The 19,547-nt window shown below is 74.1% G+C and carries 12 protein-coding genes; 9 read left to right on the plus strand and 3 right to left on the minus strand.

The window, feature by feature from the left end:
* Window positions 1-64 precede the first annotated feature (64 nt).
* The 4 genes from ACIA6T_RS12185 (at window position 65) to ACIA6T_RS12200 (ending at window position 2,856) form a co-directional block, all read left to right on the plus strand.
* A complete protein-coding gene (locus ACIA6T_RS12185) occupies window positions 65-832 on the plus strand; it encodes an enoyl-CoA hydratase/isomerase family protein (RefSeq protein ID WP_385050208.1) in 768 nt (255 codons plus the stop codon).
* 169 nt (window positions 833-1,001) lie between these two features.
* Complete coding sequence (locus ACIA6T_RS12190; protein WP_399446444.1) at window positions 1,002-1,610, plus strand: ATP-binding protein; 609 nt, start codon at window positions 1,002-1,004, stop codon at window positions 1,608-1,610.
* A gap of 70 nt (window positions 1,611-1,680) precedes the next feature.
* Window positions 1,681-2,595 (plus strand): MerR family transcriptional regulator, encoded by a 915-nt coding sequence (locus tag ACIA6T_RS12195; protein WP_399446446.1) that lies wholly within the window; start codon window positions 1,681-1,683, stop codon window positions 2,593-2,595.
* Between the two features lie 48 nt (window positions 2,596-2,643).
* On the plus strand, window positions 2,644-2,856 hold the full coding sequence (locus ACIA6T_RS12200; RefSeq protein ID WP_399446447.1) for an EF-hand domain-containing protein: 213 nt from the start codon (window positions 2,644-2,646) through the stop codon (window positions 2,854-2,856).
* A 24-nt stretch (window positions 2,857-2,880) separates the two neighbouring features.
* Here ACIA6T_RS12200 and ACIA6T_RS12205 read toward each other — a convergent pair whose 3' ends face one another.
* Window positions 2,881-3,438 carry a glycoside hydrolase family 25 protein gene (locus ACIA6T_RS12205; protein WP_399446448.1) on the minus strand — a complete coding sequence of 186 codons (558 nt, stop codon included), beginning with the start codon at window positions 3,436-3,438 and terminating at the stop codon, window positions 2,881-2,883.
* A 224-nt stretch (window positions 3,439-3,662) separates the two neighbouring features.
* Here ACIA6T_RS12205 and ACIA6T_RS12210 point away from each other — a divergent pair, with 224 nt between their 5' ends.
* The 4 genes from ACIA6T_RS12210 to ACIA6T_RS12225 are packed head-to-tail and all read left to right on the plus strand — an operon-like array spanning window position 3,663 to window position 10,269.
* Window positions 3,663-4,703, plus strand: coding sequence for a sugar-binding transcriptional regulator (locus ACIA6T_RS12210; RefSeq protein WP_399446449.1), 1,041 nt, complete (start codon window positions 3,663-3,665; stop codon window positions 4,701-4,703).
* A gap of 8 nt (window positions 4,704-4,711) precedes the next feature.
* Entirely contained in the window at window positions 4,712-5,371 is a 660-nt protein-coding gene (locus ACIA6T_RS12215) for a type VII secretion system-associated protein (RefSeq protein WP_399446450.1), read from the plus strand.
* On the plus strand, window positions 5,368-8,955 hold the full coding sequence (locus ACIA6T_RS12220; RefSeq protein WP_399446451.1) for a hypothetical protein: 3,588 nt from the start codon (window positions 5,368-5,370) through the stop codon (window positions 8,953-8,955). Before ACIA6T_RS12215 ends, ACIA6T_RS12220 begins: the two co-directional genes overlap by 4 nt.
* Window positions 8,956-9,015: 60 nt before the next feature.
* Window positions 9,016-10,269, plus strand: a complete 1,254-nt coding sequence (locus ACIA6T_RS12225) for a hypothetical protein (RefSeq protein WP_399446452.1) — start codon at window positions 9,016-9,018, stop codon at window positions 10,267-10,269.
* A gap of 62 nt (window positions 10,270-10,331) precedes the next feature.
* Here ACIA6T_RS12225 and ACIA6T_RS12230 read toward each other — a convergent pair whose 3' ends face one another.
* Window positions 10,332-13,664 (minus strand): right-handed parallel beta-helix repeat-containing protein, encoded by a 3,333-nt coding sequence (locus ACIA6T_RS12230; RefSeq protein WP_399446453.1) that lies wholly within the window; start codon window positions 13,662-13,664, stop codon window positions 10,332-10,334.
* Between the two features lie 73 nt (window positions 13,665-13,737).
* Between ACIA6T_RS12230 and ACIA6T_RS12235 the strand changes: the two genes are divergently transcribed.
* Window positions 13,738-14,958, plus strand: a complete 1,221-nt coding sequence (locus ACIA6T_RS12235) for a S8 family serine peptidase (protein WP_399446454.1) — start codon at window positions 13,738-13,740, stop codon at window positions 14,956-14,958.
* A 365-nt stretch (window positions 14,959-15,323) separates the two neighbouring features.
* On the opposite strand, the gene eccCa is transcribed toward ACIA6T_RS12235, so the two are convergent.
* On the minus strand, window positions 15,324-19,268 hold the full coding sequence (eccCa, locus tag ACIA6T_RS12240) for a type VII secretion protein EccCa (protein WP_399446656.1): 3,945 nt from the start codon (window positions 19,266-19,268) through the stop codon (window positions 15,324-15,326).
* Window positions 19,269-19,547 lie beyond the last annotated feature (279 nt).

The following is a 19,547-nucleotide window of genomic DNA, read 5'->3' on the forward strand; positions in this document are numbered from 1 at the left end:
AGTGACGGTGGCCGGGGGACGCCCGCGGTACCCCCGGGTGTGAACGCCCGCTAACCTGCGGAGCATGACCGTACATCTCGAAGTCGCCGAAGGCGTCGGCACGCTGCGGCTGGAGCGGCCGCCCATGAACGCGCTGGACGTCGCCACGCAGGACCGGTTGAAGGAGCTCGCCGAGGAGGCCGCGCGGCGCGAGGACGTGCGCGCCGTGGTGATCTACGGCGGGGAGAAGGTGTTCGCGGCGGGCGCGGACATCAAGGAGATGCAGGCCATGGACCACGCGGCCATGGTGCTGCGCTCCAAGGCCCTTCAGGACTCCTTCACGGCCGTGGCCCGCATCCCCAAGCCGGTCGTGGCCGCCGTCACCGGCTACGCGCTCGGCGGCGGGTGCGAGCTGGCGCTCTGCGCCGACTACCGGATCGCCGGGGAGAACGCCAAGCTGGGCCAGCCCGAGATCCTGCTCGGCCTGATCCCGGGCGCGGGCGGCACCCAGCGGCTGTCCCGGCTGATCGGCCCCTCCAAGGCCAAGGACCTCATCTTCACGGGGCGCCAGGTGCGGGCCGACGAGGCGCTGGCACTCGGCCTGGTGGACCGGGTGGTCCCCGCCGACGAGGTCTACGCGCAGGCGCACGCGTGGGCCGCGAAGCTGGCCCAGGGGCCGGCGATCGCGCTGCGCGCGGCCAAGGAGGCGGTCGACACCGGTCTCGAGACGGACATCGACACCGGCCTCGCCGTCGAACGCAACTGGTTCGCGGGCCTGTTCGCCACCGAGGACCGCGAGCGGGGGATGCGCAGCTTCGTGGAGGAGGGGCCGGGCAAGGCGAAATTCCTGTGAGATCTCGTACGCAGCCTTGCAATTGACGCGATGTCTGATTACGGGTCCCTCGATGGGGCGGTTTGTGGGAACCTTGGGGCACCCTTAAGCCGTTCGTGTCGAGGGAGTCCGTCGATTGCCTGAGCGCGAGCCGTTTCCCCAGGTCGGGCGAGGTTTCGGGGGCTCCGAAATGCCTTCGGCGCATGCCGGCGGCCCCTTGTCGGGCGGGGGCGTACGGGGGGCGTATTCCCCCGGAACGGCCCCCGGGGGTCCCTCGGACGGCCATGATGGGGGCATGGCGGGGCTGGATGGCAGGGAACAGCCGCGGGGAGACGGACGTGCGACCGCGTCGCGCTGGTCGCCGACGGTCGAGGACGAACGCGCGCTGAAGGCGCTGGAGTTGTACGGCAACCCGACGGAAGCGGAGGTTCCGCTGCCGTCCCGTCCCGAGTCCGCCGCCACCGCCCGCCGGCTCGTCCAGGTGGTCGTCCTGCGGGAGTGGGGCCTCGGCGCCAGGACCGCCGAGGACGCCGTCCTGCTCGTCTCCGAACTGGTCGGCAACGCCGTACGGCACACCGGCGCCCGGGTCTTCGGCCTCCGCATGCGCCACCGGCGCGGCTGGATCCGGATCGAGGTCCGCGACCCGTCCCGCGGGCTGCCCTGTCTCATGCCGGTCCAGGAGATGGACATCAGCGGCCGGGGCCTCTTCCTCGTCGACAAGCTCGCCGACCGCTGGGGCGTGGACCTGCTGCCCCGCGGCAAGACCACCTGGTTCGAGATCCGCGTGACGGACCGCTGAGGGTTCCCGAGGGGCCTCATGACCTGCGTGGCTTGAGTCTCCAGCCACTGGAGGGCCCAGACTCCCGGACATGACCGACGACGGCACCGGACTTCTCACCATCGGCGAGCTCGCCCGGGCGACCGGGTTGTCCGTGCGCACCATCCGCTACTGGTCGGACGAGGGCGCCCTGCCCCCGGTGGCCCGTTCGGCGGGCGGGTACCGGCTCTACGACACCGGCTCCGTCGCCCGCCTGGAACTGGTCCGCACCCTGCGCGAGCTGGGCCTCGGCCTCACCGACGTACGCCGGGTGCTGACCGGTGAGACGACGGTCGCGCAGGTCGCGGCGGCACACGTGGCCGCGCTGGACGCGCAGATCCGGTCGCTGAAGGTGACCCGCGCGGTGCTGTCGACCGTGGCACGACGCGGCTCGACCGCAGAGGAGACGACGCTCATGAACAAGCTGGCACGGCTGTCCACCGCCGAGCGCAGGCGGATCATCGAGGACTTCATGGCGGAGGTCTTCGACGGCATCGACACCGCGGACCCCGACATCCGCACCCGCCTGCGCTTCGCCGCGGCCGACCTGCCCGACGACCCCACCCCCGAGCAGGTGGACGCCTGGGTGGAGCTGGCCGAGCTGATCCAGGACCCGGAGTTCCGGACCACCATGCGCAGGATGATCGAGTTCAACGCGGCGGACCGGGGACCGGACGTCCCCTCCGGCAGCTCCCTGTGGTTCATGAGCCGGCTGGTACGGCTCGCGGGCGGGGCGATCGGGGACGGCATCGCGACGGACTCGCCGCGGGCCGCCGGTGTCCTGCGCGAGCTGGTCGGGGACGCCGACCCGGCCGCCGTACTCGAACGCCTCGCGGCGGCGACGAACGTGCGCCTCGCCCGCTACCGCGAGCTGTCCGCGATCGTGAACGGTCTGGAACCGCCCTCCGCCTACGAGGAGGAGTTCGGGTGGGTGGTCGCCGCACTGGAGTCCCAGGTGGCCCGATAATCTGACCTGCGTCAGTAAGACGCACAGTACGAGACGAGGGGCGGACCGGTGGCGGACATCGAGGAAGCGCGCAAGCAGTTCGAGCGGATCGACACGGACGGGGACGGGTTCATCACCGCTGCCGAGTTCAAGGCCGCCCTGGCGCAGGGCGGTGACTGGAACGTCACCGAGGCGGTCGCCGAGGCCGTGATCGGATCCCGGGACCTGAACGGCGACAAGATGCTGTCCTTCGACGAGTTCTGGGTGCACCTGAACAAGTAGGCGCGGGCCGGGAGCGGGCCGGGGCTAGGCGTCCTCGGCCCACTCCTTCAGCGCCGACCTGCTGGAGAAGTCCGCGACGTTCTTGTCCAGCGGGTCGTCGGTGTACTGGTGGAAGCGCCACTTCGCCTGGATGCGGGGCTTCCCGGCGGTGACGTAGTCGGCGATCCAGAGGCCGTCGCCGTCGTAGGACGTCGTGTCGACGTTCAGCCAGAAATCCCGATTACAGTAAAGAATCACCCTGTGGTGCGGGCGTAGCTCCTTCACCTTCTTGATGAAGCGGTCCTTCTCCGCGTTGCTCGCCCGTGTTCCCCCGCCCGTCGTCTCCCAGTCGACCGCGAGGATGTCACCCCGCTTCTCCGGGGTCCGGCTCACGAAGTGCTCCGCCTGGGCCATGAGGTCGCCCGGCCAGAGGAAGTGGTAGAAACCGACGACCAGGTCGGCGTCGCGGGCCCGCTTCGTCTGGGCCGAGAGCTTGGGGTTGGTGTACGAACGGCCCTCCGTCGCCTTGACGAAGACGAAGGACAGGCCGTCGGTGTCGTACGAGGACGGCTGGTACGCACTCACGTCGATGCCGCGCAGCATGGGGCTCCCTGAGGTGCCGGTGGGGGGAGGGGAGTCGGATCATTCCTTCCCCACCGTGACAGGGGTGACCCGTCCGGCAGGCGGAAAGTCCGGTCCCGGCGGTCACTGACGCCCCTGGTGTCACTCCTGCGTCGCTTTCCCGTCATGTTCCGCTCACTTCGCACAGATGAACTAGCCGGAGAAGTGGCGTGAGTTGACGACCGATGAGAGCGCGGAGAGACGACATGGCCGAACCGGCTGAGGTGGTGACGTTACCCGCGCCGATCGACACGCTCCTCGCCGCCGCCGTCGCCCGGCGCTTCTACCTGGAGCACCGGTCGAAGGTGGAGATCGCCAAGGAGCTCGGCATCAGCCGGTTCAAGGTGGCCCGCCTCCTCGACGCGGCCGTGGCCCACGACATCGTGCGGATCGACATCACCGTCCCGGCCGAGATCGACGTCCCGCTCGGACGGGCGCTGACCGAGCGGTTCGGACTCCGGCACGGCATCGTTGTCAACCTGGGCCGCGGCGAGGGCGGTACGGCGGCGGCGGACCAGCGGCAGAGCGGACGCTGGCTCGGCACGGCGGCGGCCCGGCTGATCTCGGAGATCGCCGAGGAGGGCGACGTCCTCGGACTGGACGGCAGCCACGCGGTGGACGCGCTCAGCGAGGCGGTCACCCGGCTGCCGCTGTGCGACGTGGTCCAGCTGACCGGGGTGCACGGGCGGGACCTCGCCCATGACGCCGCGATCACCGCGGTCCGCCGTACGGCCGCGGCGGGCGGGGGCAGGGCGTTCCCGCTCCACACCCCGTTCCTGCTGCCCGACGCGGTGACGGCCGCCGTCCTGCGCAGCCAGCCCGCCACCGCCGAGACGCTGGACCGGTTCGGCCTGGTCACCAAGGCCGTCGTCGGCATCGCGGCGTGGGACGCACCGCACTCCACGGTGTACGACGCCCTGTCCGAGCGGGAGCGGGAGACGCTCCGGGAGGCGGGAGCGTGCGCCGAGGTGGCCGGCCATGTCCTGGACGCCGCGGGCCGGGTGATCCCCACCGAGCTGAACGCCCGCACGATCGCCGTCAGCGCCGACGAACTCCGTGGCGTCACCGAGCTGATCGGCGTCACGGCCGGTGGACGCGGCACCGGGGCGGCCCGCGCCGTACTGAGCTCCGGACTGCTCACCGGAGTCGTCACGGACGCCACGACCGCGCGCCGCCTCCTCTGGCACGACGACCCGGACGACCCGGCGCGGACCGCACCCGCACCGTCGTCCCGATCCACCGAATGAGGACAGCGATGAGCCAGCAGGACGAGGCGCTTCCGCCCGTTCCGGACGACATCCGCGAGGCGGGCCGCCTCGCCCCGGACCACTGGCTGGGGGTGGTCGACCCGATGTGGTCCGGGGAGGGGAAGCCCCCGGAGTGGGCGATGACCGGCCGGTGGCGGTCCGGACTCGACGGCGAGATCGTCGAGTGGGAGGACAACCCCGAGTACCGGCCGTCCCCGCGCGCGCTCGGCTGGCCCGAACCGGAGGACGAGGTGGACCGCGCCGTCCAGCTCGCGTCCACCGGATACGGGCCCGGCGAGGCGGTGCCGGCCGCGCTGGTGGGGCGCGAGGTGGCCGTGCTGACCGCGCCGGGCGGCGAGGGCCTGGTGAGTGCGGCGGCGGCGGACGGGACGCCGGTCGTGCCGGTGTTCACCTCGTCGGTGTTCCTGCACACGGCGGGGCGGTTCGCCTTCGAACTCGTCGGCGTCGACGACCTGGTGACGCGCGTCCCCGAGGGGCACGTGCTGTATCTGAACCCCTCGGCCGCGGTGAGCATGCTGCTGGACCCCGACGCCGTACGCGACGCGGTCCGAGGCGGTGCGGGGGAGCGGCCCGCCGCCACCGCCGTCGGGCGCACGGCGCCGGTGGTCACCGAGGCCGTTCACCCGGTCCGGGGGACGGACGCGTGAGCCGCTGGTCGTCCGTGATGCCGGGCCGGGGACGCAGGTCCGGTTCCGGCCGGGGCCGCGGCGGTACGGCGGGCCCGGCCGGCGGTGCGAACGGCACCGGGAACCGGGGCGCCGGTGGGCCCCCGGTCGAGGACGTCGACGGTGTGCTGCTGGTGCGCTCGGTCGAGGACGACTCGTTCCCGCTGGACGTCGTCGCCGAGGTGGCGGGCGCCGTCGGGCGGGAGGAGGACGTCGTCACGGTGATCGTGGGCTCCGCCGCCGGGGGCGGGGCGCCCGACGCCGACCACTGGGCACGGCTGGGCGCGCTCCTCGACTCCCTCCGCGCGCGGGGCACCGACCGGGTCCGGCTCGTCATGTCCGGCGCCGGTGACGACCGGCCGGACCGGCCCAGCGTCGCCCGCAGGATCGCGGACGCCTGGGAACTGGAGGTGACGGCTCCGGACGGGGCCGTCCTGATCACGCCCGGGGGCACGCTCTTCGTCCACGGCGACTCCCGCCCCGGCCGTGCCTGGTGGCGGTTCGCGCCCGGTGCGGAGCCCCGGAAGGTGGGCCGGCGGGCGCCGGCCCCCGCCTGGGAGGAGGCGCTGGACGGGGTGCCCGCGCGCACGGCCGGCGGCTGTGTCGTGGACCGTGTCCCGGCGGGCGTGGTGATCCGCCCGGCCGAGGCACCCGGGCCCGCCCCCGACGACCTGTGCTTCTCCGTGCCCGTCGACTTCGAACGGCTGACGGTGCTGGTCGGTGCCCCGCAGGCGGAGGACGTCGGCGCCGACGAGGTGGCCGCCGTGCTCGCGGGGCTGCCGGAGGCGGAGCGCGCCCGCGCCCGGCTCGCGCCCGGCGGCCGGCGCGACCTGCTGCGGCTCGGGCAGTCGGTCGCCGACCTGCTGGGCACCGAGGTGGAGGTGCTCACCGGCCTGCCGCTGCTCGACGACCACGCACCGCCCGGAACCCCTCCCCGGCCCACGCTGGTCGGGCTGGACGGGAGGCCGAGCTGGCGGCCGTTCGTGTCGTCCGTGGTCTGCGGACCGGTCGACGCCGAGGGGCGGGCTCCCGTGCCCAGGCCGGTGGAGATCCACCCGCCCGACTGGATCCTCGGCGGCGGCGAACGGGGGACGGTACGGCTGACGGACCACTGGCAGGCGACGGTGACCCGGGCCGGCCTCGCCCTGTGGGCACCGGACGGACCCCGCCCGGGGCCGCTCGGACCGGCCGTCGACCCGGAGGCGTGCGCCATCGAACTGGGCATGCCGGGACAGCCGCTGGACGACTCCCTGCTGCCCGCGCTGTCCCGCCTCGTGCGCGGCCTCGGCACCGACGTCCGCGCCCGCACCACCCTGCTGGTCCGCGGCAGACTCCTGGCGGGCGACGGCGCCCTCCGCCGCCTGGCCGCCGAACACGGCATACCCGGCATCCGCTACGTCACCGCCGCCCGGCCCGCGTGGTCCGGCACGGCGGCCGGCCGGCCGGGGACGGTAGCGGGGCCCGGCCGTGTCCCCCCGCCCGGACGGGGGGCCCACGGGCCCGGACCGGCCGCCGCGCTGCCCGCGGCCGGACCCGGTACGGGCGTCGTCGGCCCGTCGGCCGCCAGGCCCGGTCAGGTCCTGCCGACCGTCTCCCACGGTCCCGGTGCAGCCCCTGCCCCGCCTGCCGCCGGTACGGGCCGCGGGCCCGGCAGGGCTGTGCCGCCCGGTGCGCCGGGCCAGGGGGCCGACCGGGCCGTCGCCGGCCCGCGGGTCGGAGAGATCGGTGGGGCTGCGGCGCCTGGTGGGGCTGCGGTACCCGGTGGGGCGGTCCGTGGATCGGGTGCGACTCCTGCCGTCCCCGGCGCCCTGCCTGCCATCGGGGTGGGTCGTGGGCCCGGCAGGGCTGTGCCGCCCGGTGCGCCGGGCCGGGAGCCCGGCACGGGCGCCGGTGGTCCGTCGGCCACCGGGTCCGGTGAGGCGTCGTCGGCTGGTGCGTCGGGCCGGGGGCCCGGCCGGGCTGTTGCCGGCCCGCGGGCCGGCGAGGCCGGTGCGGCTGTGAGTGGTCCGCCGGCCGCTGGGACCGGTGCCGGGGTGGCCCGACCCGACGGTGTGGCCGCCACCGATCCGCAGGCTGCCGAGCCCGGGGTACCGGTGCCCCCGCCTGCCCCGTCCCCGGATGGCCCCCGGGGCGGTGGGGCCGAGGAAGTGAACGGGCCTTCGGCCGCCGGGGCCGGTGCGTCCCCGGATGTCCACGTCGATGCCGAGGCTCCCGGCCGGCTGGTCGCCGGTGCCGGGGGAGCGGCGGGGGCACCGGGAGCCCTGCGGGAGGGCGAGCACGTTCCGTCGTCGGATTCCCCTCCGGTCGGCGGTGTCGCCGGTGCCGGGGGAGAGGCGGGGACGCCGCCGGGAGTCCTCCGTGGGGGCGGGTCCACTCCGTCGCCGGGTTCCCCTCCGGTCGCCGGTGCCGGGGGAGAGGCGGGGACGCCGCCGGGGACCTCGTCGGAGGACGCCGGACCGGAGGAAGCGGAGCCCGGGGTGTCCGTGCCCGCCGCGTCCTCGGACCCCCGTCCGAAGGAGCGGCCCGCCGCGTCGCCGGAGACCGGAGCCGGCGTCGGGGGCGAGCGGAGGGCTTCCGGGCCCGGTGCCGCGCCGGACGGCGGGGCGGGTCCGGGGGCCGCGGGGCCTTTGTCCGCCTCCTCGGCCGGGGCGCGCCCCGGAGCCGACGGTGTCGTCGGCGGGGCGGGGCACGCCGGCGGTGAGCGGGGCGGTCCGGGGCCGGCCGGCGGTCGGGCCGTACGTGCCGAGGCGCCGGCGGGACCGCCGCGCCGTGCCGGGGAAGCGTCCGCGCCGCGCCGCGCCGCCCTTCCGTTCGTGCCCGGACATGTCAGCGGGCCCGCCGAGCGTGCCGCGTTCCGGGATGCCGCGGCCGGTGCCTGGGAGGGGCACGCCGCCGCCGTGTCGCGGGTGCTCACCCGGATGCCCGCCCTGCGCGGTCACGAACTGGAGACCGCGCGGACCGACCTCATCGCCGCGCACGCCTACCTCACCGCCGAGGAAGGGCCCCTGCACCACCGCGAGTTGATCCGGGACCTGCACACCGGCGAGGGGCGCCTGCTGCCCTACGCCGGGTGTCTCGCGTCCGCTCTGCGCCGGCTGCCCTCCTACCGGGGCGTGGCCCTGCGCGGCGGGGACGCCGACGGCCCCGAACCGGCGGTCGGCACGCTGCTGCACGACCCCGCCCCGGTCAGCGCCCTGGCCGGAGCCTCGGCGCTCCCCGCCGGGGCCCCCGTGCGCTACGCGGTCTGGTCCGTCACCGGACGCAAGGTACGGCAACTGATCGACCGGCCGGGCGGGCCCCCGGAGGCGTACGAGGAGATCGTCTTCGTGCCAGGGACCGGCTTCCGGGTGCTGGGGGTACGGGCCGTGCCCGCGGGCCCCTCCGTCGTACTGCTGCGCGAGCTCCCCGGGAACGCGACCGCCTACATGGACGGGTCGGAGGAACTGAGCGGGCTGGACCTCAAGGCCCTCACGCACCTCGAGGAGGCGCTGGCCAAGGGCTTCCGCCACGGCGACGACCCGCAGTGGCCGGACCGCTGTTCCGGGCCCGTGGGCCAGGACGGATAGCGAGCGGGGGCGCCGCACGACCACCCATCACCCCACAGTCCACACAGATCGAGGAGAACGATGGCAAGTCAGAAGAAACCGCCCGCTCCCGACGGGCCTGACGGGCCCGACAGCACGGGGGACCCGGGCGGCTCGTCCGTCCGCAGGGCCGTCTCCCTCGGGTCGGCGGCGGCCGACCCCGGCCCGATGCTGGCACCGGCCGCACGGCGTACGGCCGCACCGGAACCCGGCGAGGGCGGCACCGGGGGAACCGGGGAAGCGGCGGAGACGGCCCGGCCGGCCCCGGACACCGCCGAGAGCGGGGCCGCCCCCGCGCCGGCCGCCACCACCGGGGAACCGGCCGCGACGGCCACCGCGTCCGCCTCGCGGGAGCGGCCGGAAGCGGAGAGCGGGAGCGCCGCCGAGCCGGCCGCCGCAGCCGACGAGGCCGCCGGAGTGGGCGGAGTGGGCGGGGTGGGCGGAACCGCCGCCGCTGCCGCCGGTGCGGACGGGCCGCCGTCCGGGAACCCGAAGAAACCCCTGCTCGCCGCCGCCGGCATCGCGGGCGTCGTCCTCCTCGCCGTGCCGCTGCTGATCTGGGCCACGGACGACTCGCGGCAGAAGAAGGACAACGTGGCGGTGGCCGCCGGGTCCGACACCCTGCTGGAGGAGGACTCCCTGGAGGTGCCGAAGGGCGACTACGCCGCGGCGGAGCCCACACCGGAGCCGTCGACCGAGAAGCCGTCCGCCAAGCCGAGCCCCGTCGTCAAGAAGCCCGTCCCCCCGGTGACGAGTTCGGCCCCCGCCCCGGTCGGCGAGTCGCCCAAGGCGACGACGAAGAAGGCGGAGACCCGGACCGAGAAGCGCGAGGCCCCCGAGGTCCCGCCGAACACCGCCGCCTACGCCGTTCAGCGGCTGGCCGCCTCGGATCCCGGCCGGCACATCTGCTACCGGGTCCACAGGAAGGGCGCCGGCTGGACGATCCCGAGGTGCGACGGGGCCATGTCGGGCCAGGGGCTGCCGATCACTGCCATCAACATCGCGGTGGTCGGGGTCGAGAGCGTGTCCGCCAACGAGTTCGTCCAGAAGGACGGCTGGACGACCGCGTGGTCGAGCGCGGCCGACGCGACGGACCTGACGCTGGGCAGCGCGGCCTCGAACGCGCCGAACCTCAGCGGCTACGCCATCGGCGTCGAGGACGGCAACGTCTGCCACCACCACAAGCTCGGCGGGCACGACTGGGGCGCCTACATGTGCGAGTCGTCCGAGGGCTGGAGATTCGGCGGGTCGCTGGAGCCGCGGATGTGGCTGGAGTCCGTCAAGTTCAACGTCTGAGGGGCGCGACAGCGCGGCGGACGCCCGCCGGCACCGGCCGGCGGGCGTCCGTCTTCAGTGCGTCACAGCGCGGCTTCCCGCCGTGCCGGCGGCAGGTCCTCAGGCAGCAGCGTCGTGAGGTCGGCGAGACTGGGAGAGGCCAGCCCGCCCAGCCGGCGGGCCTGGCTCGTCATCATCGTCTCCAGCAGCTGCCGGGCGAGCCGCGCGTTGCCGAAGGACCGGTCGCGCGGGATGGCGTCCACATGGGCGCGCAGCGCCTCGACGGTGGCGTCGGCGCACTCGTACCCGGAGGCGGCGGCATGCCGGGACACGATGGTGACCAGCTCGTCGGTGCTGTAGTCCTCGAACGTCACGAACTTGGAGAACCGGGACGTCAGACCGGGGTTGGAGGCGAGGAAGCGCCCCATCTCCTCGGTGTATCCGGCGACGACGACCACGATCTCGTCGCGGTGGTCCTCCATCAGCTTCAGCAGGGTGTCGACGGCCTCGCGGCCGAAGTCGTTGGACGATCCCTCGGGGGTCAGGGTGTAGGCCTCGTCGATGAAGAGCACCCCGCCCAGCGCGCTGGTGAAGACGTCCTTGGTGCGCTGGGCGGTGTGGCCGACGTACTGGCCCACCAGGTCCGCCCGCGCCACCTCCACCAGGGAGTCGCGGGGGAGCACCCCCAGCGAGTGCAGGAGCCTGGCGTACAGCCGGGCGACGGTGGTCTTGCCGGTGCCGGGCGGCCCGCTGAAGACCAGGTGGTTGCTGATCCGGGGGGCGGGCAGCCCGGCGGCGATCCGCTGCCGGGCGTTGGTCAGCAGGCTCACCAGGTCGGCGACCTCCCGCTTCACGGCGGCGAGTCCCACCATGGCGGTGAGTTCGGCCATCGGGTCGGATGGGGCTTCGGCGTCCTGCGCCGTGCCGTCTCCGCCGGCGCCGACGGCCGCCGCCTCCGCGTCGCCGACGTCCTGCGGAAGCAGCAGCGTCAGGTCGTTCTCCGCCGGGTCGGTCATGGCCGCGAGCCGGAACGCCTGCCGGTCCACCATGTCCTCGAACACGCCGCGGGCCGCGCGGCCGTTGCCGAAGGTCGCGTCGCGGGTCATCTGCTCGAAGCGTACGGCGAGGGCCTCCCGGGTCAGCGGCCCGAGCTCGAACTGGTGGCGTCGGCAGAGGCTCTCGGTGATCGTCACCAGTTCCTCCACCGCGTAGTTGCCGAACTCGATGGTGCGGGTGAACCGGGAGGCGAGACCGGGGTTGGCGGTCAGGAACGACTCCATCTGCTCGGAGTAGCCGGCCGCCACCACGACCACGTCGTCGCGGTGGTCCTCCATCAGCTTCAGCAGGGTGTCGACGGCCTCGCGGCCGAAGTCGTTGGACGTTCCCTCGACGGTGAGCGTGTAGGCCTCGTCGATGAACAGCACGCCGCCCAGCGCGCTGTTGAACGCCTCGGTGGTCTTGATGGCCGTACCGCCGATGACCTGCGCGACGAGGTCGGCGCGGGCGACCTCGACCAGGTGTCCGCTCCTGAGCACGCCCAGGTCCGCGAGGATGCTGCCGTAGAGGCGGGCGACGGTGGTCTTGCCGGTGCCGGGCGGTCCCGCGAAGATCAGGTGCCGGCTCATCGACGGGACCGGCATGCCGAGCCGGCGCCGGCGCTCCGCGAGCTGGTTCAGGTTGACCAGCGTGCTCACCTGGTGCTTGACGTTCTCCAGGCCGACGAGCGACTCCAGTTCGGCCAGCGGGCCCTCGGGCTCCGGCTCCTTGCCGGGCCCGCCCGGTGCGCCGTCCTCGCCGCCCGTCCCGGCCGACTCGCCCCAGCTGTCCGGCAGTCCGTTGTCCGCGCTGGTCAGCAGCTCGACCGTGAGCCGCTCGCTCGCGCGGCTCTGGCGCAGTCCCGCGCCCCGGTTGTCGCGTACGACGCACCGGGTGACGTCGACCGGCTCGGCGCTGTCGATCCGTACGCCGTCGCCCGTGCTCCCGGTGACCTCACAGGCGTTGAGGACGGCCCGGCCGCCGCGCGACACCTGGACGCCGTGGGCCTTCGAGCCGTGCACCCGGACCCGCTCCAGGGTGATCTCCGCGCCGTCCCGCACCCCGACCCCGGCGTCGGCGCTGTCGCCGATCTCGCAGTCCCGCAGGGTGCCCCGGCCGCGTTCGCCGACGAGCAGGCCCGAGCGGGCGGCGGAGGTGAGGACGGTGTCGCTGATCTCGGGGTCCGAGTCGTCGTCGATGCTCAGCGCGCAGCCGCCGGCGGACTCGATCTCGCAGTGCTCGAGCCGGCCGCGGGCGTCGTCGGTGAACTCGACGCCGTGGCCGCCGGAACCGGTGACCTTGGCGTGGCGCAGCAGGGGGTTGGCGGCGGAGCGCACCGAGATGCCGACGCCGGCCGCGTCCAGGACCTCCAGGTGCTCGAACTCGGCCGTGGAGTCGTCCCAGAGCTGCACCGCCCCGCCGGTGTCGGCGCAGTCGCTCACCACGGTGTCCCGCAGCAGCGGGGCGCCGCCCTCGACGACCCGTACGGCGGCCTCGGTGGAGCCGTGGAACGAGCAGCCCTCCAGGGTTCCGCGCGAGCGGTCCAGGACGAGCAGCCCGCTGGTCTTGGTGCGCCGGGTGACACAGCCGCGCAGCACCGGGTCGGCCCCGCCGGAGATGACGACGCCGCTCTGCGCGATCGACTCGAAGGAGGTCTCCTCGATCTCCGGGCGGGACATGCTGGTCACCAGCAGGCCCACCGAGGTGTGGTGCACGGCGCACCGCAGCACGCGCGTCGAGCTGTGGCCCTCCAGGGCGATGGCCGGCTTGTCGGTGCCGGAGATGTCGCAGCCCTCCACGGTGCCGCGGGCCTCGCCGCTCGCCAGGATGCCGTTGGCCCGCGCGCCCCGGATGCGGCAGTCGCGGACGAGGGGTCCGGCACTCTCGCCGATCACCACCGCGGAGGTGCCGAAGTTCTCGAACACGCAGTCCTCGACGATGCTCTCGGACTCCGAGGAGTCGACGAGGCCGGCGCCGCCGGGGTTGCCGATCCGGCAGCCGCGGGCGGCCAGCGAGCCCTTGCCGCGGACCAGCAGCGCCGTCCATCCGGAGCCGGTCACGGTGCAGTCGTCGAGGGCGGCCTGGCCGGCCGGTACGTCCACGACCGCGGCCTCCTTGTCGCGGCCCCGGAGGGTCAGGGCGCTGAGCATCACGGCGTCGGCCATGAGGGTGACGGCGGTGCCGTCCCGCGGGCAGAGCTCCACGGTGCCCGGTTCGCCCTCGCCGACGATCGTCACCCGGTGCCGGATGACGAGGTTCTCGGCGTAGCGGCCGGGACGGACCCGGATCACCGCCCCGGTACGGGCCTGGGCCAGTGCCTCACCGATCGTCTGGAAGCCGTCCGACCGTTCCGGGCCGACCGTGAGTATTTGCCGTGCCACGCCTCGAACCTCCTTGTGCTGTTGCCTAGTTGGCGTTGTGCGCCGTACATCTTGTGTGCATATCATGCGGCTCATGCGGAATGTCATGAGACGTCGGGGGGCGGGCCTCGTACTGGCGGTCGCCGTGGTCCTGCCGGTCACGGGCGGGCCGGCCCTCGCCCTCCCCGCCGCGCCGTCGGCGAGCTCCGGTGCCGACGATCCGGGGGCCACGCTGCTGCCCCCGCTGCCCGTCCGGCTCGGCGAGGGCAACCCGTGCACCGGGGCCTCGGAGCAGACGGCCACCGGGGCGGCGTGGTCGCAGACGGCGCTCGGGCTGTCCCGGGCCCAGCGGATCTCCCGCGGCGGCGGGGTGACCGTCGCGGTGGTCGACAGCGGGGTCGCCACCGGTGTCCCCAGCCTGTCCGGCAGGGTGGAGTCCCTCGACGGGGCGGCGAAGGACTGCGTGGGCCACGGCACGTTCGCCGCCGGCCTGATCGCCGCCGCACCGGAGAAGGGCAGCGGCATCACCGGGGTCGCCCCGCAGGCGGAGATCCTCGCCCTGTCCGGCACCGACGACCGGGGAGTGCCCTCCGTGGAACGCGTGGCCGCCGGCATACGGACGGCGGCGGACCGCGGCGCACAGGTCATCTACGTCGGCCAGGTCCTGCGCACCGGCAGGGCCGAACTCACCGCGGCCGTCGCCTACGCCACCCGGCGCGACGCGCTGGTCGTCGCCCCGGCCGCTCCCGACGCCGTGGCCCGCGAGGAGCAGGGGCCCGACGGCGAGATGCCCGAGGGGCCGTACTGGCCGGCCGCCGCACCCGGCGCGCTCGCCGTCGTGGACTTCGGCCCCGGCGGCGTACGGCAGAAGAACGCGCCGCCCGCTTACGAGCCCGACCTGTCCGCGCCCGGCAGCGAGATGGTCAGCGTCGGTCCGGAGGGTTCCGGCCACTACATCGGGTCCGGCGCCTCGCTGGCCGCGGCGGGCGTCGCCGGCGCCGCCGCCCTCGTCCGCGCCTACCACCCCGACCTCGAGGCGGCCGAGGTCACCCGCCGCCTCCTCGGCACCGCCTACCCCTCGGACACCCCCCGCCTGGACCCGTACGCCGCCCTGTCCCTGGTCCAGGACCACACGAAGCCCTCCGTACGGACCCCCGCCCCCGCACAGATGCCACCCCCCGCCGATCCCACCCCCCACAACCGCTCCCTGACGATCGCGGCCGTGGGCCTGACCACGGTCCTCCTCCTGGCGGCCCTGGCCGCGGTCGTCCCCCGAGGCCGCACCCGTAACTGGCGCCCACCGACCGGCCGTTAGCCACGTTCCCACGACCGGTCGCGCCGCCACCCCGCGGCCCGCGGGCAGCCGCGCCGCCCCTCTGCGATCCGCGACCGGTCGCGCCGCCACCCCGCGGCCCGCGGGCAGCCGCGCCGCCCCTCTGCGATCCGCGACCGGTCGTGCCGCCACCCCGCGGTCCGCGACCGGTCGTGCCGCCACCCCGCGGTCCGCGACCGGTCGTGCCGCCACCCCGCGCTCCGCGGGTAGTCGTGCCGCCACCCCGCGCTCCGCGGGTAGTCGTGCCGCTGGGGCGGCACGGGTGGGCGCGACGGCACCCCGCCCACGCCGGGCCGCGCGACCACCCCCCGCCCCACCCCGACACGGCGCATCCCGCAAACCCCGCCTCACGACCCGCCCCCCACAAGCCCCGTCTGCACCTGCAAGGTCTTCCGCCGGGCGATCCGGACCGCCCGCCCCGGAATCAGCTCCCGCCCCTTCACGCTCCCGAACAGATATCCCTCACTGGGCGGACACGACATCAGCAACCCCGGCGTGTTCACCTCCTGCAACCGCCGCAGCAACGACTCGTTCAGCCCCCGTCCGGCCCCCGCCGAGGACCGCGCCACCACCAGGTGCAACCCCACCTCGTGCCCCAGCGCCAGATGGTCGAGGAGCGGAGCGAACGGCTGCGTCATCGGCCCGCCGCCCACCATGTCGTAGTCGTCGACCAGGATGAACAGCCGAGGCCCCTGCCACCAGTCGCACAACCGCATCCGCGACGGCGCGATGTCCTCCCCCGGCACCCGCTGCTTGACCGCCCGCGCCGCCCCGTCCACCAGGTCCCGCAGCATGTCCAGCGACACGGCGTGCCCGAGCCGGTACGCCTCGGGCACGCTCTCCACCAGCTCCCGCCGGTAGTCCACCGTCATGATCCGCGCCTCGGCCGGCGTGTACCGCTCGGTGATGCCCCGCGCGACCAGCTTCAGCAGGTTCGTCTTGCCGCTCTCCGTGTCGCCCACCACGATCAGATGCGGGTTCTCGGCGAAGTCGTGCCACACCGGAGCCAGTTCGTTCTCGTCCAGGCCGATCGCGATCCGCAGCCCGTTCTCGCCCTCCGGCTCCGGCAGCTCCTCCACCGGCAGCGTCGAAGGCAGCATCCGCACCCGTGGCGCGGTGGGCCCCGTCCAGTTCTCGCCGATCGCGGCGACCAGCCCCGCGACCCCGTCCGCGAGGTCGTCGGCGTCCTCGACCCCGTCGACGCGCGGCAGCGCCGACAGGTAGTGCAGCTTGTCCGAGGTCAGCCCCCGCCCCGCGCTGCGCGGGATCGTCGCCGCCTTCCGGGAGTCGATCTGGGAGTCCATCGGATCACCCATCCGCAGCTCCAGCCGGGTCCCGGTCTGGTCGCGCACCGACGACGACAGCTCCACCCAGCGGGCGGTGGTGACGATCAGGTGGACGCCGTAGTTGAGCCCGCGGGCGGCCAGCGCGTTGAAGGTGGGGATGTGCCGGTCGAAGTCCTGGCGCACGGTCGCCCAGCCGTCGATGACCAGGAAGACGTCCCCGTGCGGCTCGTCGGCGAACTCGCCCGCCGCGCGCCGCTTGCGGTAGGTCGCCATGGAGTCGACGCCGTGCTCCAGGAAGAACCGCTCCCGCCGGGCGAGCAGCGTGGTGACCTCCGCGATCGTACGGCCCACCCGCTCGGTGTCCACCCGCGCCGCGACCCCGCTCATATGGGGCAGCTCGTCCAGTGAGGCCAGCGTGCCGCCGCCGAAGTCGAGACAGTAGAACTGCACTTCGCGCGGGGTGTGGGTGAGGGCCAGCGCGGTGATGAGGGTCCGCAGCAGCGTGCTCTTGCCGCTCTGCGGCCCCCCGGCGATGGCCACGTGGCCCCCGGCCGCCGACAGGTCCACGGTCAGCAGGTCGCGCAACTGGTCGAAGGGCCGGTCGACCACACCCACCGGCACGGTGAGCCGCCCCCGCAGCGGCCAGTCGGCCGTGGTCAGACCGTACCGCGGGTCGGGGGAGAGCGGGGGCAGGATCTGGTCCAGGGTGGCCGGCCGGCCCAGCGGCGGCAGCCACACCTGGTGGGCGGGCGGCCCCGCCCCGCGCAGCCGGTCGAGCGCCACCGACAGCAGCGTCTCCCCGCCGCCGTCCCCCTCGCCCTCCGGTTCGGGCCCGGTCCCGTCGGGCTCGCCCGCCGGGTCCGGGTCCGCGGGGGCGCGCGGCACCACCCACTCCGCCGTCCACGGCACCACCTGACGCGCCACCTGCGCCTGTACGACGGCCCGCCGCCGCTGGTACGGCCCCGAGACGTACGCGGCCCGGAACCGGGTCAGCGCGTCGACACCGCTCTTGAGGAACCCGGCACCCGGCTGCGCGGGCAGCTCGTAGGCGTCCGGCACACCGAGCACGCCCCGGCTCTCCATCGCGGAGAACGTCCGCAGACCGATCCGGTACGACAGATGGCTCTCCAGCTGGTGCATACGGCCCTCGTCCAGCCGCTGCGAGGCCAGCAGCAGATGGACCCCGAGACTGCGCCCGAGCCGGCCGATCATCACGAACAGCTCCATGAAGTCGCGGTGCGAGGACAGCAGTTCGCTGAACTCGTCGACCACCACGAACAGGCTGGGCAGCGGCTGCAGCGGCGTCCCGGACTGCCGCGCCTTCTCGTACTCCAGCGCGGAGGTGTAGTTCCCGGCGGCGCGCAGCAGCTCCTGCCGCCGGATCAGCTCCCCGTGCAGGGCGTCCTGCATCCGGGCGACCAGCGCCACCTCGTCGGCGAGGTTGGTGATGACCGCCGAGGTGTGCGGGAGTTCGTCGAGGCCGAGGAAGGTGGCGCCGCCCTTGAAGTCGACGAGGACGAAGTTCAGCGTCTCGGAGGAGTTGGTCAGCGCCAGCCCCAGCACCAGTGTGCGCAGCAGCTCGCTCTTGCCGGAGCCGGTCGCGCCGATCAGCATGCCGTGCGGCCCCGTACCGCCCTGCGCGGACTCCTTGATGTCCAGCTCCACGGGCCTGCCCTCACCGCTCACCGCGATCGGCACCCGCAGCCGGGCACTGCCGGTCGCCTTCTCCCACAGCGTGGCCGGCTCGTGCCGGTGCAGATCGGGGATGTTCAGCAGCGAGGTCAGCTCGACGTCGTTGGCGAGCGGCTTGGAGTCGTCGCCGCCCACGCTCATCCGGTACGGCGCCAGCAGCCGGGCGAGCGCGAGGGCGCCCACCGTGCCCAGCCGGTCGGGCCGGCCGAGCACCGTCGACTGCTCCTTGCGGTCGCGGTCGGTGCGCACCAGCGCGACACCGCCCTCGTCCACCTCCAGGCGCAGCGTGGTCCGTCCGGGCTTCCACGCGAGCGCACCGGTGAGGTCGAGCACCACCGCGTTGCGGAACCCGTGCCCGTCGAAGCGGTGCCCGGCCGGCACCGTGCAGCCGTCGATCACGACGACCGTGTACGGCTCCTCACGTCCCGGAACCGCGTCGGGGTCGGCGCCCGGCCGCTCCAGGAACTCCGCGCCGAGCAGGTTCTCCAGCTCGGTGAAGGCCGAGGCGATCAGACGGGCCGGTCCGGCGCCGTCCTCGTCGTGCCGGTGCAGGCTGTGCGGCAGCCACTTCGCCCACTCCCACTCCGCACGCCGCTCGTCCGAGACGCACAGCGCGATCCACAGGTCGTCGGGGGAGTGGAACACCGCCAACTGCGCGAGCAGGGCCCGCACCTGGGCCCGTATCCGCTCCTCGTCCCCGCGGAACAGCACCTTCGACCAGGCCCGCAGATAGATCGCGATGGGCTGGTCGCGGACGGTGGAGTAGGCGCGGGTGAAGCTGCGCAGCGCGTGCGCGCTCAGCGGCTCCAGGTCCTCGACGGGCTTGGTCGACAGCGGTGTCAGCTTCATCGCCAGCCGCTGGTCGCCCACGCCCATCCGCACCTCGGCGAAGTCCTCGTCCGACGACCGGCGTTCCCACAGCCGGGTGCTGCGCACCAGCGACGACAGCGCGTCGGGCTCCGGGTGGCGCCAGGCGAGGGCGCGCTGCTGCTCGACGATGGACGTCCGCACCATGCGCCGGGTCTGCCGCAGGTACCGCAGGTAGTCGCGGCGCTCGCCCTTCATCCGCTGCTTGCGCTCGCCGTTGCGCCGCATCACCTGACCGAGCATCATGCCCGCCGACGCGATCACCATCACACCGAGCGCGATGTAGATGAATCCGCCGCTGCTCTGGCTCATCCCCGGCCGCATGAACATCAGCATCATGGAGACCGACATCAGCGCCATCGGCAGATACGTCCACACCGCGGAACTGTCCGGCACGACTTCCGGAAGCGTGGGCGGCTCCTGAAGACTCAGTTCCCCCGACGGCATTTCCGGCCCTTTACGGCGGGCCGGGCGGCGGAACAGGATCACGCTCAACGAACGTCCTCCTCAACGATTTCGGAAGGAATTCCGGGGGAACCTCGCGGGAACGTCGCGAGTTTTTCCGTAAAGAGTTCAGAGTCCCGCGCGACGGCGTCGAGAAAATGGCCGTAAGGTGCCGTGACGCCGAACTCCCGGAGTGGTGTTGCGAAAAGCCCGGCGTACGGTCAAACTCGTCGGCGCATGCCCCGTCCGACTTTTCCGTCGCGTTCGGCGACCGACCGGTGT

The organism is Streptomyces sp. NPDC051740 (assembly GCF_044453165.1).
In the GTDB taxonomy this organism is placed as follows: domain Bacteria; phylum Actinomycetota; class Actinomycetes; order Streptomycetales; family Streptomycetaceae; genus Streptomyces; species Streptomyces atrovirens.